A 25,358-nucleotide genomic window follows, 5' to 3' on the forward strand; every position below is an offset into this window, starting at 1 on the left:
GGTCCGGTCCGCTCAGCGGCCGGACCCGGGCCCCGCGGCGCGCTGCGCCTCGTGCGCGAGCAGCGCCACGTACAGCGAGGTGAGCTGCTCCCAGTCGTCCAGGTCGATGCCGAGCAGCGACTCGATGCTCTGCAGCCGCCGGTACAGGGCGGGCCGGCTGACGTGGTGCACCTGGGCGGCCGCCGACTTGTTGCGGCCCGTGGCCAGGTAGGTGCGCAGCACCTCCAGCAGCGCCGGGTTCCCCAGCAGGGGCCCCAGCTCCCGCCCGATGAAGGCCTGCAGCTCCGGCTCGTCGCGCAGCAGGCGGACCAGGCCGCGCAACCGCACGTCGCGCAGCCGGGCCACCGGTGCCCCGGGCGGGCCGGCGACCGCCGCGTCCGCCACGTGCACCGCCTCGACGAAGGAACGGCGGACCTCGTCCAGCTCCCGGCAGCCGAAACCCGCGCCGGCCACCGCGGTACGGTGCCGCCCGGCGAGCTCCTCGTGCACCCGCACCGCCACCTTGTGCGCGGCGGCGTCGGCGTCCTGACCGTACGGGACGCTCAGCAGGACCGCCGTGCCGGCGGAGCCGATCCGCGCCACCAGCCCGGCGACGCCGGGGTGTTCGGCCAGTACGTGCTCGATCAGCTCCGGCATGTCGTCCCGGCCCTCCGGCGCCGCTCCGAGGGGGCGGACGACGACGGGCACGAAGGTGCGCCGGTTGACCGGGAGCCCCGCTGCGCGCACCCGGGTGACCAGCTGCTCGGGGCGGGCCGTGCCCGTCGCCAGGTCGTGCAGCAGCGACTCGGCGGCCTGGTCCTCCCAGCCCCGGTCCTGGTCACCGAGGAGGCGGTGCATGGCGAGCGCCTCGGAGGCACGGGCGCCCAGCACCCGGCCGAACTCCTCCGGGCCGTGGTAGCCGAAGAGCACCAGGCGCCCCCACTGCCGGCCCCGCGCCTCCAGCGGGGCGACGACCCAGCCGTCCGGGCCGACCGTCACCGCGCCGCTGCCGGCCAGTTCGGCGACCTGACCGGAGACCCGCTCCCAGTCGCGCAGCAGGTCGTTGAGCGAGCCCTTGTCCCCGGCCGAGGCCAGCACGCGCTGCGCGAGGTTGACGACGACGGCCGGGCAGCCGCTGTGCGCCGCTATCTCGTCCAGGACCTGCTGGAGGCTGGCGCCGGAGAGGTTGAGCGCGGTCAGCGAGGAGCGGACCCGGTCGGAGAGGTCGAGCGCGGCGAACCGGCCGTGTACCAGCCGCGCGTGCACCTCCTCGGTGAGCCGCGCGAACGGTGCCGGCCGGTGCAGCACGATCAGCGGCACCCCGCAGCGCTCGGCGGCCCGGCGCATCGGCTCGGGCGTGGTGCGGAACGCCCGGCCGAGGCCCAGGACGACCGCCGCGACGTCGGCGCGCTGCATCGACTCGACGTACTCGCGCTGCGCCCGCTCGTCGCCCGCCAGCAGCAGTCCGGTGGTCAGCACCATCTCCCCGCCGCTGAGCATGACCCCGACGTCCAGCGCCTCGGCCACGTGCAGCCAGCGCACCGCGCGGTGCAGATGGGCGGAACCGGCCACGACCTCCGGCACCCAGGGCGTCACGAGGTCGAGGTCGAGGACGTCGCGCACGGTGAGCCGCCCCGCCGCGCCCGCCGGGGGTGTGTCCGGTCTGCCGTCGCTCACGCGCCCACGCCCGTCCCTCGTGCTGCCAGGGGTGGGAGTCTAGTCACCCGCACCCCGCCGGGGGCCGGTCCGCGCGGGGGGATCAGAGGCCGTAGACGCGCCGGGCCGTGCCGGAGAAGACCTCCCGCCGCTCGCCGTCGTCCAGTCCGCCGGTCAGGGCGCGGGCGGCGTCGACCACCTCGGCGTAGGAGGCGGCGAGTCGGCACACCGGCCAGTCGGAGCCGAACATCAGGCGGCCGGGCCCGAAGGCGTCGAGGGCGGTGGCGGCGTACGGGGTGAGGTCGGCCGTGGTCCAGGTGTCCCAGTCGGCCTCGGTGACCATGCCGGAGAGCTTGCACACGGTGTTGGGCCGTGCGGCCAGCGACCGCAGGTCGTCGCTCCAGGGCCGCGTCCCGCCCTCGGAGATGGGCGGCTTGCCCAGGTGGTCGAGGGCGAACACCAGCTCGGGCACGAGGCCGGCGGCGCGGGTCGCCGCCGGGAGCTGGCGGGCGAGCATCACCAGGTCGTAGACGAGCCCCGCGTCGGCCACCGCGCGCAGTCCGCGCAGCACGTCGGGACGGAGCAGCCACTCGGGGTCGGCTTCGCCCTGCACCTGGTGGCGGATCCCCACCAGGTGCTCGCCGCCCGGCAGTTCGCGCAGGGCCGCGAGCCGGTCCGCGACCGCGGGGTCCGTCAGGTCGGTCCAGCCGACCACCCCGGCCACCAGGTCGCTGCCCGCGGCCAGCGCCAGGAACTCCGGGGTCTCCGCGGCCACCGTGACGGTCTGGACGAGGACGGTCGCGGTGACCCCGGCGGCCTTCGCCTCCGGTTCCAGGTCGGCGAGGGAGAAGTCGCGGCGCAGCGGGGCCAGCCGCTCCCCGGTGATCCAGTCCTGGTCGCGCACCGACAGGTCCCACAGGTGGTGGTGCGCGTCGACGATGCCTTCCGCCGCGGTCACAGCCGCCACACCACCGGCAGCGGCGCCCCGGCACCCTCGGCGGAGTAGTCGTGGGCGACCTCCAGCAGCTCCGCCATCCTCGCCTGCCAGGCGATGTTGACGGGCAGCCGTTCCAGCGCGGCGAGCATCGCCGGGTAGTCGTCGACGTCCAGCAGGTGGAAGAGGTCGCCGCCGCTGCGCCAGATCGTCCACTCGCGCACGCCCGCGCCGCGGATGGCGGCGGTCAGTTCAGCGGGCACCTCGCGGTGCGCCGCCTCGTAGGCGGCGATCCGGTCCGCTCGCACCTTCGTGTGCAGGGCGACCCTCATGACACCTCCTCGTCCGGTACGGGTACGTCCGCGCGGAGCAGGCCCTCGGCGCGCAGGTCGGCCCACATCGGGGCCGGGAGCGGCAGCCGCAGCATCGCCGCGGTGTCCCGCGCCTCGTCGGCGGAGCGCAGCCCCACCAGCGTGCTCGCGACGGCGGGATGGGCCGCGGGGAAGCGCAGCGCGGCCGCGCGCAGCGGCACGCCGTGCCGGCCCGTCACCGAGCGCAGGCGCCGGGCGCGGGCGAGCACGGGTTCCGGGGCGGGGGCGTAGTCGTACGTGGCGTCCTCGCCGGGGTCGATCAGCAGGCCGGAGTTGAAGGCACCGCCCACGACGACGCTCGCGCCGCGGGACGCCGCCAGCGGCAGCACCTCGGCGAGGCCCTCCTGCTCCAGCAGCGTGTAGCGGCCGGCCATCAGCACCACGTCGACGTCGGTGTCGCGCAGGAAGCGGGCGAGCATGGAGGTCTGGTTCATGCCCGCGCCGATCGCGCGGACGACGCCCTCCGAGCGCAGTCGCTCCAGCGCCGGGTAACCCTGGCCGAAGGCCTCCTCGGCGTCGTCGTCGGGGTCGTGGAGGTAGACCAGGTCGACGTGGTCCAGGCCCAGGCGCTCCAGGCTGGCCTCGATGGAGCGCCGGACGCCGTCGGCGCTGAAGTCCCAGACGCGGCGCAGCCCGGCGGGCACGGCGAAGCCGTTCGCCAGGTCGTCCCCGCCCGGTCCGCCGGGCTCCAGCAGCCGCCCGACCTTGGTGGAGACGGTGTACTCGGCCCGCGGCCGGTCGCGCAGGGCGGCGCCGAGCCGGCGTTCGGACAGGCCGAGCCCGTAGTGGGGCGCGGTGTCGAAGTAGCGGACGCCTGCGTCCCAGGCGGCGTCCACGGCCGCGCGGGCGGCGTCGTCGGCGACCGGGGTGAAGAGGTTGCCGATCGGGGCGGCGCCGAAGCCCACCTCGGTGACGGCGACGTGGCTGCGGCCCAGGGTGGTGGTGCGCATCGCGGTCCGGGCCCTCACTTCCCGGCCGGGCGCAGCCGCAGCCCGGCCATGCCGCCGTCCACGGCGAGCGCGGTGCCGGTGACGGAGGCCGCGGCGGGGCTCGCCAGGTAGACGATGGCGGCGGCGACCTCGTCGGCGGTCACCAGGCGGCCCATCGGCTGCCGGGCGTGGAGGGCGGCGCGTTCCGCCTCGGGGTCGTCGGCGGCGTCCAGCAGCCGGGCCACCCACGGGGTGTCGGCGGTACCGGGGTTGACGCAGTTGACCCGGATGCCCTCGCGGACGTGGTCGGCGGCCATCGCCAGGGTCAGCGAGAGCACGGCGCCCTTGCTGGCGCTGTACAGCGCGCGCTGCGGCAGCCCGGCGGTGGCGGCGATGGAGCAGGTGTTGACGATCGCGGGACGGGCCGAGCGTCGCAGGTGCGGGAGCGCGGCGCGGGTGGTGCGCACGATCCCGAGCACGTTGACGTCGAGCACGCGGTGCCACTGCTCGTCGGGGTTGTCCTCGACGGTGCCCGCCGCCCCGATGCCCGCGTTGTTGACGAGGACGTCGAGGCCGCCGAGGGCTTCCGCCGCGGAGTCCACGGCGGCGCGGGTGGAGGCGTCGTCGCTGACGTCGGCCTTGAAACCCGTCAGGTGCGCCGGCAGTCCGTCCGGCGCCAGGTCCAGTACGGCGACGCGGGCGCCGCGCGCGGCCAGCAGCCGCGCGGTCGCCAGCCCGATCCCGGAGGCACCGCCCGTGACCAGGGCCCCGAGGCCCTCCAGGTCGCGCAACTCCTCGCTCATGCCGTCCCACCTTCCTGCCGTGCCCGGTCGGCCACCCAGAACGTACCGTCGGGGTAGCGGTACGCGTCGATCGATTCCGGCCTCATCTGCGCGGAGAAGCCGGGCGCCACCGGAGCGGTGTAGTGGCCGCGGCGCATGACGACCGGCGTGGTGAAGTGTTCGTGGAGGTGGTCCACGTACTCGATGGAGCGGTCCTCGGTCGTGCCGGCCAGTGCCACGAAGTCGAACATCGACAGGTGCTGCACCAGCTCGCACAGTCCGACGCCGCCGGCGTGCGGGCACACCGGGACGCCGAAGGCGGCGGCCAGCAGCAGGATGGCCAGGTTCTCGTTGACCCCGCCGACCCGCGCCGCGTCGATCTGCAGCACGTCGATCGCGCCGGCCTGCAGCAGCTGCTTGAACACGATCCGGTTCTGCACGTGCTCGCCGGTGGCGACCCGGACCGGCGCGACCGCCTTGCGGATCGCGGCGTGGCCGAGGACGTCGTCGGGGGAGGTGGGTTCCTCGATCCAGTACGGGTCGAACTCGCCCAGCGCGGTGACCCATGCCACGGCCTCGGCGACGCCCCACCGCTGGTTGGCGTCGATCGCGATGCGTACGTCCGGGCCCACGGCGGCACGGGCCGTGCGCATGCGCCGTACGTCGTCGCCCAGGTCGGCGCCGACCTTCAGCTTGATCTGGGTGAAGCCGTCGGCCACGGCCTGCTCGGCGAGGCGGGTCAGCTTCTCGTCGGAGTAGCCGAGCCAGCCGGGCGAGGTGGTGTAGCCGGGGTAGCCGTGCTCCAGCAGTTCGGCGGTGCGCGCGGCGGCGCCCTTCCGGCCCGCGCGCAGCAGTTCCAGCGCGCGCTCGGGGGTGAGGGCGTCGGCGATGTAGCGGAAGTCGACCTGGGAGACGAGCCATTCGGGCTCGGCCTCGGCCAGCAGCCGCCACAGCGGAAGGCCCCGGCGCTTGGCGGCCAGGTCCCACACGGCGTTGACGACGGCTCCGATCGCCATGTGCATCACGCCCTTCTCGGGCCCCAGCCAGCGCAGTTGGCTGTCGCCGGTCAGGTCGCGGGCCACGGAGCCGGGGTCGGCGCACAGCTCCTCGACCGGCCGGCCGGCGAGATGGGGGCGGAGTGCCTCGATCGCCGCGACCTGGACGTCGTTGCCCCGGCCGATGGTGAAGACGAAGCCGTGTCCTTCGTGGCCGTCGTCGGCATCGGTCCGCAGCACCACGTACGCGGCGGAGTAGTCGGGGTCCGGATTCATCGCGTCCGAACCGTCGAGCTCCCGTGAGGTGGGGAAGCGGATGTCGTGGGTGTCGATCGCGGTGATGCGGGCGGAGGTTGCGGACAAGTGGCTGCCTTTCACGCTCGGCCTGGCCAAGACATCGGAGGTCTCGCGCCACGGTGACTCTAGGCCTCCGGGACGGGGCTGGCAATCCATTCCTCGGATGTCTCGCCCCTCGAACTCCATTCGATCGTGTCCGTATAAGGGGTTGTCAGGGTCGCGGGACGGACTTACCTTCCTTTCGTCCGGGATACCTCGGATGAATCGCCCCGGCTTACCCGGACAGGGAGAACACGGCATGAAGCCCGCCCGCACGCGCTCCACCGCCGCGATCGCCGCGGCCGTTCTCGTCACGGCCGCGCTCGCCACCGCCTGCAACCGCGGCAGCACCGGCACCGCCGCCGGCTCCGGCGACGACAAGCCCGCCATCGGCATCGACCTGCCGCGCTCGGACTCCGACTTCTGGAACTCCTACGCGCAGTACGTCGAGAAGGGCATCGAGGACGACGGCCTGAACGCGCTGCCGCGGAGCAACTCGCAGAACGACATCACCAAGCTCGTCGCCAACGTCCAGGTCTTCCAGAACACCGGGGCCAAGGCCGTCGTGATGGCGCCGCAGGACACCGGCGCCATCGCCTCCACCCTCGACACCCTCGCCGGCAAGAAGATCCCCGTGGTCAGCGTGGACACCCGCCCCGACAAGGGCGACGTCTACATGGTCGTCCGCGCCGACAACAAGGCGTACGGCACCAAGGCCTGCGAGTTCCTGGGCGAGCAACTGGGCGGCAAGGGCAAGGTGGCCGAGTTCCAGGGCGCCCTGGACTCCATCAACGGCCGCGACCGCTCCGAGGCGTTCGCGGCGTGCATGAAGGAGAAGTTCCCCGGCATCACGGTCTTCGAGCTGCCCACCGACTGGAAGGGCGACGTCGCCTCCGCCAAGCTGCAGAGCCTGCTCGCCCAGCACCCCGACCTGAACGGCATCTACATGCAGGCGGGCGGTGTCTTCCTGCAGCCGACGCTGGCCCTGCTCAAGCAGAAGGGCCTGCTCAAGCCGGCCGGGCAGAAGGGCCACATCAGCATCGTCTCCAACGACGGCATCCCGCAGGAGCTGGACGCCATCCGCAAGGGCGAGATCGACGCCACCGTCTCCCAGCCCGCCGACCTCTACGCCAAGTACGCGCTGTACTACGCCAAGGCCGCCGCGGAGGGGAAGACCTTCAAGGCGGGCCCCACCGACCACGACTCGACGATCATCAGCATCCCCAACGGCCTGGAGGACCAGCTCCCCGCGCCGCTGGTGACCAAGGAGAACGTCGACGACAAGGCCCTGTGGGGCAACAACATCGGCTGACCGTCCGTCCGCACCCGAAGAACGGAAGACCACCATGGCGGACCCCGCCACCGCGCCGCCGGCCGTGGCCGAGGCGACCGGGATCAGCAAGCGGTTCGGCGCCACCGTGGCGCTGCGCGACGCGGGCATCTCGGTCGCCCCGGGCGAGTCGCACGCCCTCGTGGGCCGCAACGGCGCCGGCAAGTCCACCCTCGTCGGCATCCTCACCGGCCTCCAGCAGCCCGACGACGGCACCCTGCGCTTCTCGGGCGAACCGGCGCCCTCCTTCGGCGACACCGACGCCTGGCGCTCCCGGGTCGCCTGCGTCTACCAGCGCTCCACCGTCATCGGCGACCTCTCCGTGGCCGAGAACCTCTTCCTCAACCGGCAGAGCCCCGGCGCGCTGCGCCCCATCCGGTGGACGGCACTGCGCCGCCGGGCGGCCGAACTGCTCGGCGAGTACGGGGTCGACATCGACCCCGCCGCCCGCGCCCGCGACCTCACGGTCGAGCAGCGGCAGTTCGTCGAGATCGCACGCGCCCTGTCCTTCGGCGCCCGCTTCATCATCCTCGACGAGCCCACCGCCCGGCTCGACGCCCGCGGTATCACCCGGCTCTTCGACAAGCTCCGCGACCTGCAACGGCAGGGCGTGGCCTTCCTCTTCATCTCGCACCACCTGCAGGAGGTCTACGACCTCTGCACCACCGTCACCGTCTACCGGGACGCCCGCCACATCGTCACCGCCCCGGTGGCCGAACTGGACCACGACGCCCTGGTCGAGGCGATGACCGGGGAGAGCGCCGCCGCGCCCGCGGCCGGCGCCCCGGCGGGCGGCCGGGCGGCGGCCACCGGCGGCGCGCCGCTGCTGGACGTGACCGGCCTGACCCTGCGCGGCGCCTACGCGGACGTCCGCCTGGAGGTCCGCGCCGGGGAGGTCGTCGGCCTCGCCGGGGCCACCGCCAGCGGCAACGTCCGGCTGGGGGAGACCCTCGCCGGGCTGCACCGCGCCGACGCCGGGCGGATCACCGTCGCGGGCCGGGAGGTGCGCGGCTCCGGCGTTCCCGCGGCCCTGGCCGCGGGGGTGGGCCTGGTCCCCGAGGACCGCCACCACCAGGGCCTGGTCGGCACGCGCAGCGTGGCCGAGAACGCCACCCTCACGGTCACGGACCAGCTCGGGCCGTTCGGCACCGTACTGCCCTCGCGGACCCGCGAGTTCGCCGAGCGCATGATCAAGGACCTGGACATCAGGACGCCGGGCGCGGCGACCTCCGTCTCCGCGCTCTCGGGCGGCAACCAGCAGAAGGTCGTGGTCGCCCGCGCCCTGGCCACCGACCCCCATGTGCTGGTCGCGGTACGGCCCACCAACGGGGTGGACGTGCGGTCCAAGGAGTTCCTGCTGGGCAGGATCCGCAAGGTCGCCGACGACGGCCGGGCCGCGCTGGTCGTCTCCGACGAGCTGGACGACCTCAGGGCGTGCGACAGGATCGTGGCGATGTTCCACGGCCGGGTGGTCGCGGAGTTCGGCCGGGGCTGGCGTGACGAGGAACTGGTCGCCGCCATGGAGGGCGTGGCCGCCCGTCCCGCGCAGTCGCGGGACACCGAGCAGGGAGAGGAAGAGGAAGGGTAGCCATGTCCACCACCACTGACGTCACCGAGCCGCCGGTGCCCACCGCCGAGGCGGCCGCGGCCGGGACGCCGCGCCGCGTACCGGGCGGGCTCGCCCGCTTCCGCGAACTGTCCCTCGTCCCCGCCATCCTGGTGCTGGGCGTCATCGGCTTCATCGTCTCGCCGGCGTTCCTCACCTCCGACAACCTCATCGGGGTCGCCCAGCAGTCCACCGAGCTCAGCCTGCTCGTGCTGGCCCAGGCGCTGATCCTCATCGCGGGCCGGATGGACCTGTCGCTGGAGTCGACCATCGGCGTCGCGCCGGTCATCGCCGTCTGGCTCGTCCTGCCCTCCGCGGGCGGCCGCTTCAACGGACTGGAACTGCTGCCGGTCTGGACGGCGATACCGGTGTGCCTGCTGGTCGGCGCGGTCATCGGTGCCGTCAACGGCTTCTTCATCCTCAAGCTGCGGCTGAACGGCTTCATCGTCACCCTCGGCGCGCTCACCATGCTGCGCGGGCTGCAGATCGCCATCTCCGAGGGCCGTTCCATCGTGGAGCTCCCCGGTTCCTTCACCTACCTCGGCCACGCCTCCTGGGCCGGGGTGCCCGCCGCGATCTGGGTCTGCGCCCTGCTCTTCGCGGTCGGCGGCTGCGCGCTCGCCTGGCTGCGGCACGGCCGGGCGCTGTACGCGATCGGCGGCAACCCCGAGGCCGCGCGCACCGCGGGAATCCGGGTGGACCGGATCACCTGGGTGGTGCTCATCGTGGGCGGCGTGCTCGCGGCCTTCGCGGGCGTGCTCTACAGCGGGCACTACGGCTCGATCTCCGCGGACCAGGGCAGCGGCTGGATCTTCCAGGTCTTCGCCGCGACCGTCATCGGCGGGGTCAGCCTCAACGGCGGCCGCGGCACGCTCTTCGGGGCGCTGACCGGTGTCCTCACCCTGCAGCTCGTCGTGAACGTGATGACCCTGGCGGGCGTGCCCCCGCTGTGGAACCAGTTCCTCAACGGGGCCATCATCATCGTCGCCCTGATCATCTCCCGCTTCGCCTCGGGCGAGAAGCAGGAGTGAGGCCGCGGGGCGGGGCCGACGGGATCAGTAGTAGCCCTCGACCGGGACGCGGGCCTCGTCGTACAGGGCCGGGCCGTCCTGCGGCACGTGCGGGAAACCGGCCTTGGCGGCGGGCGACTTGAGCCCGGTGAGCTGGTCGGTGGACAGGGCGTAGACGACCCGGCCCAGGCCCGAGCGCTCGATGGCGCCCGCGCACATCCCGCAGGGCTGGCAGCTGGTGTACAGGGTGGTGGCGGCCGCGGTGGCCGGATCGAGCTCCCGGGCCGCCCACCGCGCCAGCTTCAGCTCGGGGTGGGCGGTGATGTCGTCGTCGCTCAGGCTGCTGTTGCGGTCCTCGGCGAGCACGGCGCCGTCCGGCCCCGCCAGCAGCGAGCCGAAGGGCGGGTTGCCGGACGCACGGGCCTCCGCGGCCAGTTCGACCGCCCGGCGCAGCAGCCGGGTCGTCATCTCGTCGGTCATCGTCACTCCGTTCGTGAGCGGTGGGCGGCGACGGCCGCGAGCGCCTGCCACGCCGTCTGCGGGCGCAGGATCTCGTGGGGGTCGCCGTTGAAGGGGTCCAGGACGACGGTGTCCGCGCCGAGCGCCCGCAGTCCGTCGAGGTCGGCGGTGATCTGGTCGAGGGTGCCCTCGCCGGCGAGCCGGTCCGGCCCGGTCACCGGTCCCGGCGTGAGCCGCAGCGCGATGCGCGGCGCGAGTGCGGGTACGGGCCGTCCCTGCTCGCGGGCCTGAGAGGCGAGGTCGCCGACGGCCTCGCGCAGCCAGGGCAGGGTGAACCGCAGCGGATGCCACGCGTCGCCGACGCGGACCGCCCGCCGTCGTCCCGCCGCGCTGTTGCCGCCGATCCAGAGCGGCACGGGGCCGCCGGCGTAGTCCACCTCGTCCTTCCAGGCCTCGCGCAGTGCCGCCAGGTACTCGTCCGTCAGCGCGCCGCGCCGCTCGTGGGGGACGCCGAGCGCCGCGAACTCCTGCCGCGCCCAGCCGACGCCCACGCCGAGCACCAGCCGCCCGCCGCTGAGCGCGTTGAGGTTCGCGGCCATCCGGGCGGTCAGCAGCGGATGCCGGTACGGCAGGATCAGCACCGTCGTCCCCAGCCGGATCTTGTCGGTGACGCCCGCGAGCCAGGACAGGGTGGTGAAGGGCTCGTAGAAGGGTGCCGGGTACTGCTCCGCCACGTCCGGCGTCACCACGACGTGGTCGGAGACCATCAGCAGGTCGAAGCCGAGGCCCTCCACCGTCCGCGCCCAGTCGCGCAGTACGCCGGGGTCGGTTCCGGGCCCGAAATTGGGGACGTTCACACCGATTCGCACTCCGTCAGGCTATCCAGCCGGAGGTCCCGCCCGGAAGGCATTCCTCGCGGTGTGGGCGGCGCCCGGCCGTGGATCCGCCGGTATCTTCGCCGCATGGCCGAGAATCTCGACGCGACCGACTGGACGATCCTCACCGAGCTGCAGCGCGACGGCCGGGTCCCCTTCACCGAACTGGCCCGCCGGGTGAGCCTCAGCGCCTCCGCGACCACCGAGCGGGTCCGCCGGCTGGAGACCCTGGGCGTCATCACGGGCTACCGCGCGGAGGTCGACCTCGGCGAGGCCGGCTACCCGGTCCTCGCGGTCGTCCGCCTGAAGTACCCCGGCAGCCGGCACGAGCCCCTGCACCGGCTGCTCGCGGAGCGTGCGGAGATCCTGGAGTGCCTGCGCACCACCGGGGAGGAGTGCTACGTGCTGAAGGTCGCCACCGCGTCCATGGGCCACCTGGAGGAAGTCATGGACGAGCTGGCGCAGTTCGGGAGCGCGACGACCAGCGTCGTCTACCGGCAGACCCTGCCGTACCGGGGTCCCGGCGGCGCTCCTTCGGGCATGCTGTGAGCGTGGAGTCTGCGAAGGTCGTCGAAGAGCTGTGGCAGCGGATCCAGGCGCGCGACTGGGCCGGTGCCGGTGAACTGATCGCCGAGGACGCCGTGGTGGAGTGGCCCGTGAGCGGCGAGCGCATCGTCGGCAGGGCCAACTTCCTCGCCGTCAACAGCGAGTACCCGGAAGGCTGGTCGATCCGCGTCCTGCGGGTCGTGGGCGACGGCGACCAGGCCGTCTCGGAGGTCGAGGTGCCGCACGTGGACCTCGGGCTCTTCCACGCGGCGTCGTTCTGGACCGTCCGCGACGGGCGGATCGTCGCCGGACGCGAGTACTGGACGAGCCCGGGCGCCGACCCCCGCCCGGAGTGGCGCGCCCGCTACGTCGAGCCGATGTAGCGGGCGCGCGCCCTCGTACCGTGCGGGACGGTCAGCCGCCGATCGCCGGGTCGCTGGTGCTCTCCCGGCCCGTCTCGACGTGGCCGGCCAGCCGGCGCCGGAAGGTGCCGTCGTGGTCGGAGGTCACCGACAGGTCGTACCAGCCGTGGCTGCGGTGCGTCTCGGCCACGTGCACGACACGGGCACCCGGACGCAGCCGGTGGGACGCCGGCTTGTGCTCGCCGTAGCCGTCCTTGACCGTGAGCGTGACCGTCGAGTGGCCCTGGTTGGTCAGGACCAGGCGCACGGCGCCGCTCCCGCCGTCGTGGCGGGCGCTGACCTCGGCACCCGCCGCCGCGGCCCGGCCGGCGAACCGGCGCAGGAAGCCGTTGGGGCCGTGCACGGTGAGGTCGTAGTCGCCGTGGGCGGACGCGGCGACGTTCCAGGCGCCGGTGAACGAGTGCCCCGACCCGACGGTGTACGTCCACGGACCGGAGGCGTCCGTCGTGGAGGTGACCAGGAAACCGGCGCCGGCCTCGCCGTGGGAGGCGAACTCGATCCGCAGCGAGCCCGCGGCGCTGACCGCGCCGTCGGCGGCGAGGTCGTACGGGACGGGCCGTGCGGGGCGCAGACCGCGCTCCTGACGGGGCAGCGAGCCCTTCGCGGGAGGGACCGGGGAGTAGTCGGGGTGACGGTCGCCGTCCGGCGGGAGGTAGCCGTCGGTGTCGGGCAGCCGCGGGGTGCGGCTGTCCTTGTGCCGGAAGTCGAAGGCCGTCGTCAGATCGCCGCAGACGGCGCGGCGCCAGGGGGAGATGTTGGGCTCGGTCACGCCGAAGCGGCGCTCCATGAACCGGATGATGGAGGTGTGGTCGAAGGTCTGCGAGCAGACGTAGCCGCCCTTGCTCCAGGGGGACACGACGAACATCGGGACGCGCTGACCCAGCCCGTACGGACCCGCCGGGCGCCCGCTGTCGCCGGCGTACACGTCGCGGGTGACGTCGACGGTGGACGCGCCCTGTGCGGACGAGCCGGCCGGGAACGGCGGCACGACGTGGTCGAAGAACCCGTCGTTCTCGTCGTAGGTGATGAACAGCGCGGTCCTGCTCCACACCTCCGGGTCGGAGGTGAGCGCGTCGAGGACCTGCGAGATGTACCAGGCGCCGTAGTTGGCGGGCCAGTTGGGGTGCTCGGTGAAGGCCTCGGGGGCCACGACCCAGGAGACCTCCGGCAGCTTCCCGGCCTTGACGTCGGCGCGCAGGAGGTCGAAGAAGCCCTCGCCCTTGCGGGCGTCGGTGCCGGTGCGGGCCTTGTCGTACAGCGGGTCGCCGGGCTTGGCGTTGCGGTACTGGTCGAAGTACAGCAGCGAGTTGTCGCCGTAGTTGCCGCGGTAGGCGTCCTCGATCCAGCCCCAGCCGCCGGCGGCGTCCAGGCCGTCGCCGACGTCCTGGTAGATCTTCCAGGAGACCCCGGCCTTCTCCAGCCGCTCGGGATAGGTCGTCCAGGAGTAGCCCAGTTCGTCGTTGCCGAGGACCGGGCCGCCGCCCTTGCCGTCGTTGCCGGTGTGGCCCGTCCACATGTAGTAGCGGTTGGGGTCGGTGGATCCCATGAAGGAGCAGTGGTAGGCGTCGCAGATGGTGAAGGCGTCGGCGAGCGCGTGGTGGAACGGGATGTCCTCACGGGTCAGGTGCGCCATCGTCGTGGCGGACTTGGCCGGGATCCACTGGTCGTACCGGCCCTTGTTGAAGGCGGCCTGGGTGTCCTTCCACCCGTGCGGCAGGTCCTCCAGGAAGGCCAGACCGAGGTCGTCGGCGTCCGGGTGGAAGGGCAGCACCTCCTTCGTGCCGTCCGACTGGTGCCAGACCGGCTTGCCGCTCGGCAGCGTCACGGGGTGCGGGTCCCCGAACCCCCTGACGCCGCGCAAGGTGCCGAGGTAGTGGTCGAAGGAGCGGTTCTCCTGCATCAGGACCACGATGTGCTCGACGTCCTTGAGGGAACCGGTGGTCCTGTGCGCGGGTATCTCCGCCGCGCGGGCGATGCTGGTGGACAGCGCGGTCAGGGCGGCCGTACCGCCCGCCAGTTGCATGAACCTTCTGCGGTCAAGGGCGTTCATGAAGGGCCTGTCTCCCGGAAGATGCGATGGGCCGTCGGATGTGTGGAGCCGTCAGCTTCCTCAACTTGTCCGAACAAGTGGGGGCCAGTACGCGAACCGTTCGGGAAACCTGCCCCAACCGGGCCGCGGTCGGCGGTGCCGTGACCTGGCCTGCCGTGCCGCTGAGGGCGTGCGGGGAGAGCGTGCACACTGAGCCCATGAACCGTCTCGAACGCTGGGAGCAGCAGACCAGGGCGCCGCTGCTCGCCCTGGCCGTGGTGTTCGGCGCCGCCTACGCCCTGCCGATCCTGGTGCCGGCCGCCGACCCCTCGCTCATCACCACCGCGCACTGGACGGAGCGCACGGTCTGGGCCCTGTTCGCCGCCGACTACGCGGTCCGGCTGGGGCTGAGCGAGCGTCGCTGGGAGTTCGTCAAGCGCCAGCCGCTCAGCCTGGCGGTGGTCGTCCTCCCGCTGCTCCAGCCGCTGCGCCTGCTGCGGCTGGTCTCCGCGCTCTTCCTGGTCGGCCAGCGGGTGCGGATGGCGGCTCAGGTGCGCCTGACGACGTACGTCGTCGGTGCCGTGCTCGGGCTGCTGGCGTTCGGGTCGGTCGCCGTCCTCGAGGTCGAGCGCAGCTCCCCGCACGGCAACATCCGCACCATCGGCGACGCCCTGTGGTGGTCCTTCACCACGATGACGACCGTGGGCTACGGGGACCACGCCCCCACCACCGGCGTCGGCCGGCTGATCGCCGTCGGGCTGATGCTCTCGGGCATCGCCCTGCTCGGTGTGGTCACCGCCAACATCGCCGCCTGGTTCCTGGCCCGCTTCCAGGAGGACGAGGAGGAGAACCGGCGGGTCCAGGAGGTCACGGAGGAGCTGCTGCGGGAGGTCCGTGAGCTGCGCCGCCAGGTGGCCGACCTCACGCAGGCCACGGCCGCCGCCCGCGCCGGGGCGTCCGGGCACGTCGCGAACAGCGCGGTCGAACAGGGCGTCGAATAGGGCATCGCGTCCGAACGGATCAAGGGCGCGCGGGAATGGGCTAGGTCACAGGTGTGCCCCCTGCTGCTCACCTGCTCACGGGCACTAACCTCTGAGCATGACGGTCCTGCCTGATGACGGGCTTTCTCTGGCCGCCGAATTCCCGGATGCGACCCACGAGCAGTGGCGGCGCCTCGTAGAGGGCGTCCTGCGCAAGGCGGGCAAGGACGTCTCGGGTCAGGCGGCGGAGGACGCGCTGTCCACCACCCTCGAAGACGGGCTGACCACGCGCCCGCTGTACACCGCGCCCGACGCGCCCGACGCCTTCGGCGACCGCGTCGGCCTCCCCGGCTTCGCGCCCTTCACCCGGGGCGGCTCCCCGGCGGGCGGCGTCCTCGGCGGCTGGGACGTGCGCCAGCGCCACGCCCGGCCCGACGCGGCCCGCGCGAACGAGGCGGTGCTCGCCGACCTGGAGAACGGTGTCACCTCCCTCTGGCTCGTGCTCGGCGACGCCGGGCTCCCGGTGTCCGCGCTCGGCGCGGCCCTGGACGGCGTCTACCTCGACCTCGCCCCGGTCGTGCTCGAGGCGGGCGCGGACTTCGAGGCCGCCGGGCAGGCGCTGCTCGCGCTGTACGACGAACGCGGCGTGGCCCGTCGGGCCGCGCGCGGCAACCTCGGCGCCGACCCCCTCGGCCACGTCGCCCGCACCGGTGACGCCGACGCGCTCGCCGCGCACACCGCCGCCGCCGCGGGGCTGGCCCGCCGGGCCCACGAGCAGTACCCGGGGCTGCGCGCGCTGACCGTGGACGCCCTGCCGTACCACGAGGCGGGCGGCTCGGCCGCCGAGGAACTGGGCGCCTCCCTGGCCACCGGTGTGGCCTACCTGCGGGCGCTCACCGAGGCCGGACTGCCGGTCGACGCGGCCTGCGGTCAGCTGGAGTTCCGCTACGCCGCCACCGCCGACCAGTTCCTGACGATCGCCAAGCTGCGCGCGGCGCGCCGGCTGTGGGCCCGCGTCGCGCAGGTGTGCGGCGCGACCGCGGCGGTGGGGCAGCGCCAGCACGTCGTCACCTCGCCGGTGATGATGACCCGCCGTGACCCGTGGGTGAACATGCTGCGCACCACCGTCGCCACGCTGGGCGCCGGTGTCGGCGGCGCGGACTCGGTCACGGTGCTGCCGTTCGACCACGCGCTGGGCCTGCCCGACGCCTTCGCGCGCCGCATCGCCCGCAACACCTCCACCATCCTCCTGGAGGAGTCCCACCTGGCCCGGGTCGTCGACCCCGCCGGCGGCTCCTGGTACGTGGAGCGCCTCACCGACGAGCTCGCCGGGGCCGCCTGGGCCTGGTTCCAGGAGCTGGAGCGCGCCGGCGGACAGGCCGCCGCCCTCGCCTCCGGCCTGGTCGCCGACCGCCTGGCCGCGACCTGGGCCAAGCGGGCGCAGGCGCTGGCGAAGCGCCGCGAACCGATCACCGGCGTCAGCGAGTTCCCGTTGCTGTCCGAGGCACCCGTCGAGCGCGACCCGGCCCCGGCCGCGCCCTCCGGAGGGCTGCCGAAGGTCCGCCGCGACGAGGCCTACGAGAACCTGCGCGCCCGCTCGGACGCCCACCTGGCCGCGACCGGGTCCCGCCCGAAGGTCTTCCTGGCCGCCCTCGGTCCCGCCGCCGCGCACACCGGCCGCGTCACCTTCGCCGCCAACCTCTTCCAGGCCGGCGGCGTCGAGCCCGTCCACGACCCGGTGACGGTCGACGCCGCGACCGTGGCCGAGGCCTTCGCCCGCAGTGGTGCGCAGATCGCGTGCCTGTGCTCCAGCGACGCGCTGTACGAGGAGCGTGCCGCGGACGTCGCCGCGGCGCTGAAGGCCGCGGGCGCGGGCCGGGTGTTCCTGGCCGGGCGTCCGGGCGGGCATGAACAGGCCTACACGGCGGCCGGCGTCGACGGCTTCGTCTTCGCGGGCGGCGACGCGGTCGCCGTCCTGACCTCCGTACTCGACAGGATGGGAGTGGCGTGATGCGGATCCCGGACTTCTCGGAGATCGAGCTGGGACCGGGCGCCGGGAACGGCGCCACCGAGGAGCAGTGGCGCGCCGCGGTCAAGGAGACCACCGGCCGCGGCGCCGAGGACCTGGTGTGGGAGACGCCCGAGGGCATCGGCGTCCAGCCGCTCTACACCGGTCGCGACCTGGAGGGCCTGGACTTCCTGGGCACCTTCCCGGGCATCGCGCCGTACCTGCGCGGCCCGTACCCGACGATGTACGTCAACCAGCCCTGGACGATCCGGCAGTACGCGGGCTTCTCCACCGCCGAGGAGTCCAACGCCTTCTACCGGCGCAACCTCGCCGCCGGCCAGAAGGGCCTGTCGGTCGCCTTCGACCTGCCCACCCACCGCGGCTACGACAGCGACCACCCGCGCGTCACCGGCGACGTCGGCATGGCGGGCGTCGCCATCGACTCGATCTACGACATGCGGCAGCTCTTCGACGGCATCCCGCTGGACCGGATGACCGTGTCGATGACGATGAACGGCGCCGTGCTGCCGGTGCTGGCGCTCTACATCGTGGCCGCGGAGGAGCAGGGCGTACCGCCCGAGAAGCTGGCGGGGACCATCCAGAACGACATCCTCAAGGAGTTCATGGTCCGCAACACCTACATCTACCCGCCGAAGCCCTCGATGCGGATCATCTCCGACATCTTCGCGTACACCTCGCAGAAGATGCGGCGCTACAACTCGATCTCCATCTCCGGCTACCACATCCAGGAGGCCGGGGCCACGGCCGACCTGGAGCTCGCCTACACCCTCGCCGACGGCGTGGAGTACCTGCGCGCCGGGCTCGGCGCGGGCCTGGACGTCGACGCCTTCGCGCCGCGGCTGTCGTTCTTCTGGGCGATCGGCATGAACTTCTTCATGGAGGTCGCCAAGCTGCGCGCGGCCCGACTGCTGTGGGCCAAGCTGGTCAGGCAGTTCGAGCCGGCGAACGTGAAGTCCCTTTCGCTGCGCACCCATTCGCAGACCTCCGGCTGGTCGCTGACGGCGCAGGACGTCTTCAACAACGTCACGCGCACCTGCGTGGAGGCGATGGCCGCCACCCAGGGCCACACCCAGTCGCTGCACACCAACGCCCTCGACGAGGCGCTGGCGCTGCCCACGGACTTCTCCGCGCGCATCGCCCGCAACACCCAGCTGCTGCTGCAGCAGGAGTCGGGCACCAACCGGGTCATCGACCCCTGGGGCGGCTCCGCGTACGTGGAGAAGCTGACGTACGACCTGGCGCGGCGCGCGTGGCAGCACATCCAGGAGGTCGAGGCCGCCGGCGGCATGGCGCAGGCGATCGACGCGGGCATCCCCAAGATGCGCGTCGAGGAGGCCGCGGCCCGCACCCAGGCGCGCATCGACTCCGGCCGGCAGCCCGTCATCGGCGTCAACAAGTACCGGGTGGACAGCGACGAGAAGATCGAGGTCCTCAAGGTCGACAACTCCTCCGTGCGCGCGCAGCAGATCGCCAAGCTGCGCCGGCTGCGCGAGGAGCGCGACGAGGCCGTCTGCCAGGACGCGCTCGCCGCGCTGACCACCGCCGCCGAGCGCGGCGCGGGTCAGGGCCTGGAGGGCAACCTGCTGGCGCTCGCGGTGGACGCGGCCCGCGCCAAGGCCACCGTGGGCGAGATCTCCGACGCCCTGGAGAAGGTGTACGGCCGGCACGCCGGGCAGATCCGTACGATCTCGGGTGTGTACCGGAACGAGGCAGGGGAGTCGCCGTCCGTGGACCGCACCCGCGCGCTGGTCGACCGCTTCGAGGAGGCGGAGGGCCGCCGTCCGCGCATCCTCGTCGCCAAGATGGGCCAGGACGGTCACGACCGCGGGCAGAAGGTGATCGCCACTGCTTTCGCCGACCTCGGCTTCACGGTGGACGTCGGGCCGCTCTTCCAGACCCCCGCCGAGGTCGCCCGGCAGGCGGTGGAGGCCGACGTGCACATCGTCGGTGTCTCCTCGCTCGCGGCCGGCCACCTCACGCTGGTGCCCGCGCTGCGCGAGGAACTGGCGGCCGAGGGCCGGGAGGACATCATGATCGTGGTCGGCGGCGTCATCCCGCCGCAGGACGTCCCCGAACTGCTGGACATGGGCGCGGCCGCGGTCTTCCCGCCCGGCACCGTCATCCCCGACTCGGCGCACGACCTGGTCACGCGGCTGGCCGCCGCGCTCGGCCACGAACTGTGAGCCCATGCCTCCCACCATCGACCTGGACGCGTACGTCAAAGGCGTGCTGGACGGCTCCCGGGCCTGGATCGCCCGCGGTATCACCCTGGTGGAGTCGTCGCGGCCCGACCACCGGGAGCTCGCCCAGCGGTTCCTGACCGAGCTGCTGCCGCACGCGGGCAAGGCCCGCAGGATCGGCGTCAGCGGGGTGCCAGGGGTGGGCAAGTCCACCTTCATCGACGCCTTCGGCACCCTGCTCACCGGGCTCGGCCACCGGGTCGCGGTGCTCGCCGTCGACCCGTCGTCCACGCTGACCGGCGGCTCCATCCTGGGCGACAAGACCCGCATGGAGCGGCTGTCGGTGGACCGTTCGGCCTTCGTGCGGCCCTCGCCCTCGGCCGGGACGCTCGGCGGCGTGGCCAAGGCGACCCGGGAGTCCATGGTCGTGGTGGAGGCGGCCGGCTACGACGTCGTGCTCGTGGAGACCGTGGGCGTCGGCCAGTCCGAGACCGCGGTCGCGAGCATGGTCGACACCTTCCTGCTGCTCACGCTGGCCCGTACCGGCGACCAGCTCCAGGGCATCAAGAAGGGCGTGCTGGAACTCGCCGACGTCATCACCGTCAACAAGGCCGACGGCCCGCACGAGCGCGACGCCCGCGCCGCCGCGCGTGAACTGTCCGGCGCCCTGCGGATGATGACCCCGGTGGACGCCGCCTGGACCCCGCCCGTGCTGACCTGCAGCGCCCGCGAGGGGACCGGCCTCGACACCCTCTGGGAGCGGCTGGAGCAGCACCGCACGCTGCTGGAGTCCACGGGCCGGCTGGCCGCCAAACGGCGCGACCAGCAGATGGAGTGGGCCTGGAGCATGGTCCGCGAGGAACTGCTGGGCCGCCTGCGCGGTCACCCCGAGGTGCGCAGGCTGACCCCGGAGATCGAACGGCAGGTCCGCGAGGGCACGCTGACGCCCACCCTGGCCGCCGCGCGCATCCTCGACGCCTTCTCGGGCTGAGCCCGCAGACCCTTGGGCTCAGGCCGCCCGGGCCTGGTCCCGGGGCACGGCGCACCGCCCCGCCGACCACAGCGCACCGGGCATGTTGCAGTCCGGGCCGACCTGGTGGCGGTCGACGTAGGCGAACAGCCGCCGCGCCTCCGCCATGTGGCCCGGGCACGCGAACGAGCCGTGCCCGGGGAGCCATTGGATGTGCCACCGTGCGGGCTCCCCGCACGGCTGCGTCGCGCCGGTCGCGACACGGCCGCACGGCGTCATGCCGTCGACGGGGATCGGGGTGAGCCGGGGCGTGATGGGACCGGTCATGGGGCAGGCCTCCTCTGCCGCGTGACGCGACGTGACCTGTGTGCGTGTGGGGGGATGAGCCGCTTGTGCGCACTCGATGTCGGTATGCCCCGTCGTGGCCGCCTCCGACGCATGTGCGAGGGTCAGGAGTTGGTAACCCTGCCGCCCCGGGGCGGGGGAGGAGGCCACCATGCGGGCATGGACGACCAGGGTGGGGCTCCGGTAGCGGTGTGGCGGGTGGGCGGGGCGGCTCGTGCGGCGGGCTTCCTGCTCCCTGCGGTCCTGGGCGTGAAGGCGCTCGTCGGCTGGGCCGGCTGGATCTCCTCGCCGGAAGCGGCGACGGCCCGGTCGGCCGGGCTGTCGTCGGGATTCGCCGTCGGCGTCTCGTTGTTCTTCTGGTGGTTCGTCCACAGGGTCCGGCTCGAGGTCGGCCCGGCCGGGATCGTGGCGGTCAATCCGTGGGGCACCCACCGCCTGGGGCTGGACGAGGTGGCTTGGGTGCGGCTCGGTGCCTGGGGTGCGGAGTTCCATCACGGGGACGGCTTCAAGACCACGGCGTACGCGCTCAGCGAGCTGGCCGCAGGCACGTCGCAGGTCCGACGTTTCGCCGAGCTGCAGGCCGTTCTGGGAACGGGCCCCGAGGCCGGGGACTGACCGGGCGGGCCGGGCGGGAGGCAGCGGCGCGGGTGCACTCCGGAGCGCCGGCCCGCTCCGGTGACCGTTGCGCCGTAAGGCGTGCCAGGAGCCCCGGGGTGGGGCCGGGCCGGTCGTGCGGTGCCCGCGGGGTGCCGGGCACGGGTGGCGGCGGGTGCCGGACTGCTGCGCTGTGGCCCCGTGGGGAGCTGTGCCGTCGGGCTGGTCCCGGGCCCGGGGCGGTTGAGCTGGTGGTGCTGCGCCTGCGGGGCCGCTGCGCGGCGGTGTTCGGCGCGGCGGTGGTGGCCCTTCGCGGAGGGAGACGCCTGGCTCGGCTGGGCCCGCGGGTGGAATCGGGCCGGTCGTGCGACGCCCGGTCAGCTCGCGTAGGCGGTCGGCGGCACGCCTACGGTCGCGGTGAAGTCCCGCACCAGATGGGCCTGGTCGCTGTAGCCGAGCTCCGCGGCGAGGGCGGCCCAGTCGACGGACGCCTCGGACTCGGCGCGCTCCAGGGCCTCGTGGATGCGGTAGCGGAGGATGACCCACTTCGGGCTGACGCCGACGTACGCCGCGAACAGCCGCTGCAGCGAGCGGGCCGACATGCCCTCGGCGCGGGCGAAGTCCTCGACCCGCAGGATGGACCGGTCGTGGCGGATGCGGTCGGCCAGCGCCGTCGCGAGGGCCGCCTGCGGGTCGGGGGCAGGGGAGAGGGACAGCAGGAAGGCGTCGAGGGCGGCCACGCGGGCGTCCTCGTCCTGCGGGCCGAGCACCGCGTCCGGCGCGGCCTCGTGACCGGGCAGCGCCTCGTCCAGGAGGACGCGCCGGCCCGTCCAGTGCGACACCGGCACCGTGGGGGCGAACGGCCGGAAGCCGCCGGGCCGGAACTGGATGCCGCAGACGCGTCCGGCGGCCTCCAGCTTCTGCGTGAACAGCTCGAGCCCGATGCCCGCGACCTCGCCGAAGTCGGGGGTGGTGCCGTGGCGCTGGAAGACGATGTTGACCGAGGGGTGCGGCACGACGTGCGAGGCGTACGGCTCGGCGAGGTCCCAGTCGATCAGCCAGTAGTGCTCCAGGTACGGCCGCAGTGCGGGCGCGGGCGCCCGGCGCCGGAAGCGGACGCGGGCGAAGAGCTCCGGGGCGTCGACGATGCCCCGGGTGTCGTGGCGCGGGCTGTCCGGACCTGCCATACCGGCGATCCTACGGGGCGCCCCTGTCGCATTTCTTCAAGCCGCCGCGGCCTTCGCCGCCCTAGCGTCGGCCCCATGACGACGAGGACCGGTGAACTGCTCGCCGCGGCCCGCGACCGGGCCCTGCCCCTGGTGCGTGCGCTGCCCGACGAGGCCCTGGACGCGCCCACGCCGTGCGCCGAGTACGACGTGCGGAGCCTGCTCAACCACCTCTTCCACGTGGTCGTGGGCTTCCAGGCCCTCGCGGCCCGGGGGGAGGCCGACTTCTCGGTCACCCCGGACCGTCTCTGCGCTTACGGCGACGGCTGGCGGGCGCGCTTCGAGAAGGAGACGGAGTTGCTGGTCGAGGCCTGGGCGGCGCCGGGCGCCGACGAGGGTGTGGCCGGGTCGATGAACCTGCCGGCGCGCACCGTCGGTGCCATGGCCCTGCTCGACCTGACGGTGCACCCCTGGGACCTCGCCCGTGCCACCGGGCTGCCGTTCACGCCGCACGACGAGGGGCTGCGGGCGCTGGAGGAACTGGTGGCCGCGATGGGGCCGACCGCCCGGAAGATGGGGGTCTTCGGCGAGCCCGCGCCGGTGCCCGCCGGGGCCTCCGCCTTCGAGGCGCTGCTGGCGGGGACGGGCCGCGATCCGCGCTGGAGCCGCCCGGCGGCATAGGGCCGCGCAGTGCGGCGTAGCGCGGAACACTTTTGCAACTGGTTGCATAATCGCCCCCGGGTGGTCTACAAAAGTCGCGAAGACACCGCGCGCCGCCGCCCGAGGAGACCCCGCGATGAGCCCGTACCCGCACCTGCTGAGCCCGCTCGACCTCGGCTTCACCACCCTGCCGAACCGGGTGCTCATGGGCTCGATGCACATCGGTCTCGAGGAGGCCGAGCGCGGCTTCGAGCGGATGGCCGCGTTCTACGCCGCCCGGGCCCGCGGCGGCGTCGGCCTCATCGTGACCGGCGGCATCGCCCCCAACGACCGGGGCCGTCCCTATCCGGGCGGGGCCCGGATGACCACCGAGGCCGAGGCGGCGCAGCACGCCGTCGTCACCGACGCCGTGCACCGCGCGGGCGGCCGCATCGCGATGCAGATCCTGCACTTCGGCCGGTACGCGTACCACCCCGACCTGGTCGCCCCGAGCGCGCTGCAGGCACCGATCAGCCCCTACGTCCCGCACGCCCTCACCGACGAGGAGGTCGAGGAGACCGTCGAGGACTTCGTGCGGGCGGCCGCGCTCGCGCAACGGGCGGGGTACGACGGCGTCGAGATCATGGGCTCCGAGGGCTACCTGATCAACGAGTTCATCGCCTCCGCCACCAACCACCGCGACGACCGCTGGGGCGGCTCCTACGAGAACCGGACCCGCTTCCCGCTGGAGATCGTCCGCCGCACGCGCGAGCGGGTCGGACCCGACTTCATCATCGTCTACCGGTTGTCCATGCTGGACCTGGTACCCGGCGGGTCCACCCTGGAGGAGGTCGTCTCCCTCGCCAAGGAGATCGAGGCGGCCGGCGCGACGATCATCAACACCGGCATCGGCTGGCACGAGGCCCGCATCCCCACCATCGCCACCTCCGTCCCGCGCGGCGCGTACACCTGGGTGACGAAGAAGCTGATGGGCGCGGTCTCGGTGCCGCTGGTCACCAGCAACCGCATCAACACCCCCGAGGTGGCGGAGCGGTTGCTCGCCGAGGGCGCCGCCGACATGGTGTCGATGGCCCGCCCGATGCTCGCCGACCCGGACTTCGTCGCGAAGGCCCGCGAGGACCGCGCGGACGCCATCAACACGTGCATCGGCTGCAACCAGGCGTGCCTGGACCACACTTTCAGCGGCAAGCTCACCTCCTGCCTGGTCAACCCCCGGGCCTGCCACGAGACCGAACTCGTCCTCCTCCCCACCCGCCTGCGCAAGAACGTCGCCGTCGTCGGCGCCGGGCCCGCCGGGCTCGCCTGCGCCGTCGCGGCGGCCGAACGCGGCCACGCCGTCACCCTCTTCGACGCCGCCGACCGGATCGGCGGACAGCTCAACATCGCCCGCAAGGTGCCGGGCAAGGAGGAGTTCGACGAGACGCTGCGGTACTTCCGCACCCGGCTCGCCGAGGAGGACGTGCAGCTGCGTCTGGGCACCCACGTCACGGCGGAGTCCCTGGCGGACCAGGGCTTCGACGAGATCGTCCTGGCCACCGGCGTCACCCCGCGCACCCCGGAGATCCCCGGCCTCGACCACCCGAGCGTGCTGAGCTACCTCGACGTGCTGCGCGACGGCGCCCCGGTCGGCGAGCGGGTCGCCGTCGTCGGCGCGGGCGGCATCGGCTTCGACGTCGCGGAGTTCCTCACCGACGGCGGCGAGGGCGCGAGCCGGGACCCGGAGACGTACTTCCGCCAGTGGGGGGTCGACACCGACTACCGCGCGCCCGGCGGGCTGCGCGCGCCCGAGCGGCCACGGCCGCCGCGCACCGTGCACCTGCTGCAGCGCAAGACCACCAAGGTCGGCGCGGGGCTGGGCAAGACCACCGGCTGGATCCACCGCACCGAGCTCAAGCACCGCGGCGTCACCATGGTCGCGGGCGCCGTCTACGAGCGCATCGACGACGAGGGCCTGCACATCACCGTCGACGGCGAGCGGCGGACCGTGCCGGTCGACACCGTCGTCCTGTGCGCCGGTCAGGAGCCGCGCCGCGACCTGTACGAGGCGCTGCGCGCGGCCGGGCACTCCGTGCACCTCATCGGCGGCGCCGACGTCGCGGCCGAGCTGGACGCCAAGCGCGCCATCCGCCAGGGCACTGAAGTGGCCGCGGCGCTGTGACCCCGGCCCGTCCGTAG

At 73.5% G+C, this 25,358-nt stretch carries 23 protein-coding genes; 12 read left to right on the plus strand and 11 right to left on the minus strand.

The window, feature by feature from the left end; all coding sequences use genetic code 11:
* Positions 1-12: 12 nt before the first annotated feature.
* From ACFYYN_RS27650 to ACFYYN_RS27675, 6 genes are all read right to left on the minus strand, one after another.
* Positions 13-1,656 carry a PucR family transcriptional regulator gene (locus tag ACFYYN_RS27650; protein ID WP_500547918.1) on the minus strand — a complete coding sequence of 548 codons (1,644 nt, stop codon included), beginning with the start codon at positions 1,654-1,656 and terminating at the stop codon, positions 13-15.
* Between the two features lie 82 nt (positions 1,657-1,738).
* A complete protein-coding gene (locus ACFYYN_RS27655) occupies positions 1,739-2,593 on the minus strand; it encodes an amidohydrolase family protein (RefSeq protein WP_500547919.1) in 855 nt (284 codons plus the stop codon).
* Positions 2,590-2,901 (minus strand): L-rhamnose mutarotase, encoded by a 312-nt coding sequence (locus ACFYYN_RS27660; protein WP_361791698.1) that lies wholly within the window; start codon positions 2,899-2,901, stop codon positions 2,590-2,592. The genes ACFYYN_RS27655 and ACFYYN_RS27660 overlap by 4 nt, the downstream gene beginning before the upstream one ends.
* Entirely contained in the window at positions 2,898-3,890 is a 993-nt protein-coding gene (locus ACFYYN_RS27665; protein ID WP_500547920.1) for an aldo/keto reductase, read from the minus strand. The genes ACFYYN_RS27660 and ACFYYN_RS27665 overlap by 4 nt, the downstream gene beginning before the upstream one ends.
* Positions 3,891-3,904: 14 nt before the next feature.
* The gene (locus ACFYYN_RS27670; protein ID WP_500547921.1) at positions 3,905-4,672 is read right to left on the minus strand and encodes an SDR family NAD(P)-dependent oxidoreductase; all 768 of its coding nucleotides are present in this window, start codon (positions 4,670-4,672) and stop codon (positions 3,905-3,907) included.
* Positions 4,669-6,009 carry an enolase C-terminal domain-like protein gene (locus ACFYYN_RS27675; RefSeq protein WP_500547922.1) on the minus strand — a complete coding sequence of 447 codons (1,341 nt, stop codon included), beginning with the start codon at positions 6,007-6,009 and terminating at the stop codon, positions 4,669-4,671. Before ACFYYN_RS27675 ends, ACFYYN_RS27670 begins: the two co-directional genes overlap by 4 nt.
* 232 nt (positions 6,010-6,241) lie before the next feature.
* On the opposite strand from ACFYYN_RS27675, the gene ACFYYN_RS27680 reads away from it, so the two are divergent.
* The 3 genes from ACFYYN_RS27680 to ACFYYN_RS27690 are packed head-to-tail and all read left to right on the plus strand — an operon-like array spanning position 6,242 to position 9,949.
* Entirely contained in the window at positions 6,242-7,294 is a 1,053-nt protein-coding gene (locus tag ACFYYN_RS27680; RefSeq protein WP_499510657.1) for a sugar ABC transporter substrate-binding protein, read from the plus strand.
* Positions 7,295-7,328: 34 nt separating this feature from the next.
* Positions 7,329-8,900 (plus strand): sugar ABC transporter ATP-binding protein, encoded by a 1,572-nt coding sequence (locus ACFYYN_RS27685; RefSeq protein WP_500547923.1) that lies wholly within the window; start codon positions 7,329-7,331, stop codon positions 8,898-8,900.
* 2 nt (positions 8,901-8,902) lie between these two features.
* Positions 8,903-9,949: an ABC transporter permease gene (locus ACFYYN_RS27690; RefSeq protein WP_499510655.1), complete on the plus strand. Its 1,047-nt coding sequence runs from the start codon at positions 8,903-8,905 to the stop codon at positions 9,947-9,949.
* A 24-nt stretch (positions 9,950-9,973) separates the two neighbouring features.
* Here the strand turns inward: ACFYYN_RS27690 and ACFYYN_RS27695 are convergent, their stop codons facing one another.
* Entirely contained in the window at positions 9,974-10,408 is a 435-nt protein-coding gene (locus ACFYYN_RS27695) for a nucleoside deaminase (RefSeq protein WP_499510654.1), read from the minus strand.
* A gap of 2 nt (positions 10,409-10,410) precedes the next feature.
* Positions 10,411-11,256 carry a TIGR03619 family F420-dependent LLM class oxidoreductase gene (locus ACFYYN_RS27700; RefSeq protein WP_500547924.1) on the minus strand — a complete coding sequence of 282 codons (846 nt, stop codon included), beginning with the start codon at positions 11,254-11,256 and terminating at the stop codon, positions 10,411-10,413.
* 93 nt (positions 11,257-11,349) lie between these two features.
* Between ACFYYN_RS27700 and ACFYYN_RS27705 the strand changes: the two genes are divergently transcribed.
* Both ACFYYN_RS27705 and ACFYYN_RS27710 read left to right on the plus strand, forming a co-directional pair.
* Positions 11,350-11,811, plus strand: a complete 462-nt coding sequence (locus ACFYYN_RS27705) for an Lrp/AsnC family transcriptional regulator (RefSeq protein WP_500547925.1) — start codon at positions 11,350-11,352, stop codon at positions 11,809-11,811.
* Positions 11,812-11,813: 2 nt separating this feature from the next.
* Positions 11,814-12,191, plus strand: coding sequence for a nuclear transport factor 2 family protein (locus tag ACFYYN_RS27710; protein WP_500324305.1), 378 nt, complete (start codon positions 11,814-11,816; stop codon positions 12,189-12,191).
* Positions 12,192-12,222: 31 nt separating this feature from the next.
* On the opposite strand, the gene ACFYYN_RS27715 is transcribed toward ACFYYN_RS27710, so the two are convergent.
* Positions 12,223-14,280, minus strand: coding sequence for a phosphocholine-specific phospholipase C (locus tag ACFYYN_RS27715; protein WP_500547926.1), 2,058 nt, complete (start codon positions 14,278-14,280; stop codon positions 12,223-12,225).
* Positions 14,281-14,477: 197 nt separating this feature from the next.
* On the opposite strand from ACFYYN_RS27715, the gene ACFYYN_RS27720 reads away from it, so the two are divergent.
* The 4 genes from ACFYYN_RS27720 (at position 14,478) to meaB (ending at position 20,439) form a co-directional block, all read left to right on the plus strand.
* The gene (locus ACFYYN_RS27720) at positions 14,478-15,260 is read left to right on the plus strand and encodes a potassium channel family protein (protein ID WP_500547927.1); all 783 of its coding nucleotides are present in this window, start codon (positions 14,478-14,480) and stop codon (positions 15,258-15,260) included.
* Positions 15,261-15,357: 97 nt separating this feature from the next.
* Positions 15,358-17,250, plus strand: coding sequence for a methylmalonyl-CoA mutase small subunit (mutA, locus tag ACFYYN_RS27725; RefSeq protein WP_500547928.1), 1,893 nt, complete (start codon positions 15,358-15,360; stop codon positions 17,248-17,250).
* Entirely contained in the window at positions 17,250-19,451 is a 2,202-nt protein-coding gene (gene scpA, locus ACFYYN_RS27730; RefSeq protein WP_500547929.1) for a methylmalonyl-CoA mutase, read from the plus strand. Before mutA ends, scpA begins: the two co-directional genes overlap by 1 nt.
* A 4-nt stretch (positions 19,452-19,455) precedes the next feature.
* Positions 19,456-20,439, plus strand: a complete 984-nt coding sequence (gene meaB / locus ACFYYN_RS27735) for a methylmalonyl Co-A mutase-associated GTPase MeaB (RefSeq protein WP_500547930.1) — start codon at positions 19,456-19,458, stop codon at positions 20,437-20,439.
* 18 nt (positions 20,440-20,457) lie between these two features.
* Here the strand turns inward: meaB and ACFYYN_RS27740 are convergent, their stop codons facing one another.
* Complete coding sequence (locus tag ACFYYN_RS27740; RefSeq protein ID WP_500324299.1) at positions 20,458-20,745, minus strand: hypothetical protein; 288 nt, start codon at positions 20,743-20,745, stop codon at positions 20,458-20,460.
* Positions 20,746-20,922: 177 nt separating this feature from the next.
* Here ACFYYN_RS27740 and ACFYYN_RS27745 point away from each other — a divergent pair, with 177 nt between their 5' ends.
* Positions 20,923-21,378: a hypothetical protein gene (locus ACFYYN_RS27745; protein WP_500547931.1), complete on the plus strand. Its 456-nt coding sequence runs from the start codon at positions 20,923-20,925 to the stop codon at positions 21,376-21,378.
* Positions 21,379-21,734: 356 nt separating this feature from the next.
* Here ACFYYN_RS27745 and ACFYYN_RS27750 read toward each other — a convergent pair whose 3' ends face one another.
* Complete coding sequence (locus tag ACFYYN_RS27750) at positions 21,735-22,544, minus strand: DUF6597 domain-containing transcriptional factor (protein ID WP_500547932.1); 810 nt, start codon at positions 22,542-22,544, stop codon at positions 21,735-21,737.
* Positions 22,545-22,619: 75 nt separating this feature from the next.
* Here ACFYYN_RS27750 and ACFYYN_RS27755 point away from each other — a divergent pair, with 75 nt between their 5' ends.
* Together ACFYYN_RS27755 and ACFYYN_RS27760 are read left to right on the plus strand one after the other, a co-directional pair.
* A complete protein-coding gene (locus ACFYYN_RS27755; protein WP_500547933.1) occupies positions 22,620-23,204 on the plus strand; it encodes a TIGR03086 family metal-binding protein in 585 nt (194 codons plus the stop codon).
* 115 nt (positions 23,205-23,319) lie between these two features.
* On the plus strand, positions 23,320-25,341 hold the full coding sequence (locus tag ACFYYN_RS27760) for an NADPH-dependent 2,4-dienoyl-CoA reductase (RefSeq protein WP_500547934.1): 2,022 nt from the start codon (positions 23,320-23,322) through the stop codon (positions 25,339-25,341).
* The last annotated feature ends 17 nt before the right edge of the window (positions 25,342-25,358 follow it).

The organism is Streptomyces sp. NPDC001902 (assembly GCF_042891295.1).
In the GTDB taxonomy this organism is placed as follows: domain Bacteria; phylum Actinomycetota; class Actinomycetes; order Streptomycetales; family Streptomycetaceae; genus Actinacidiphila.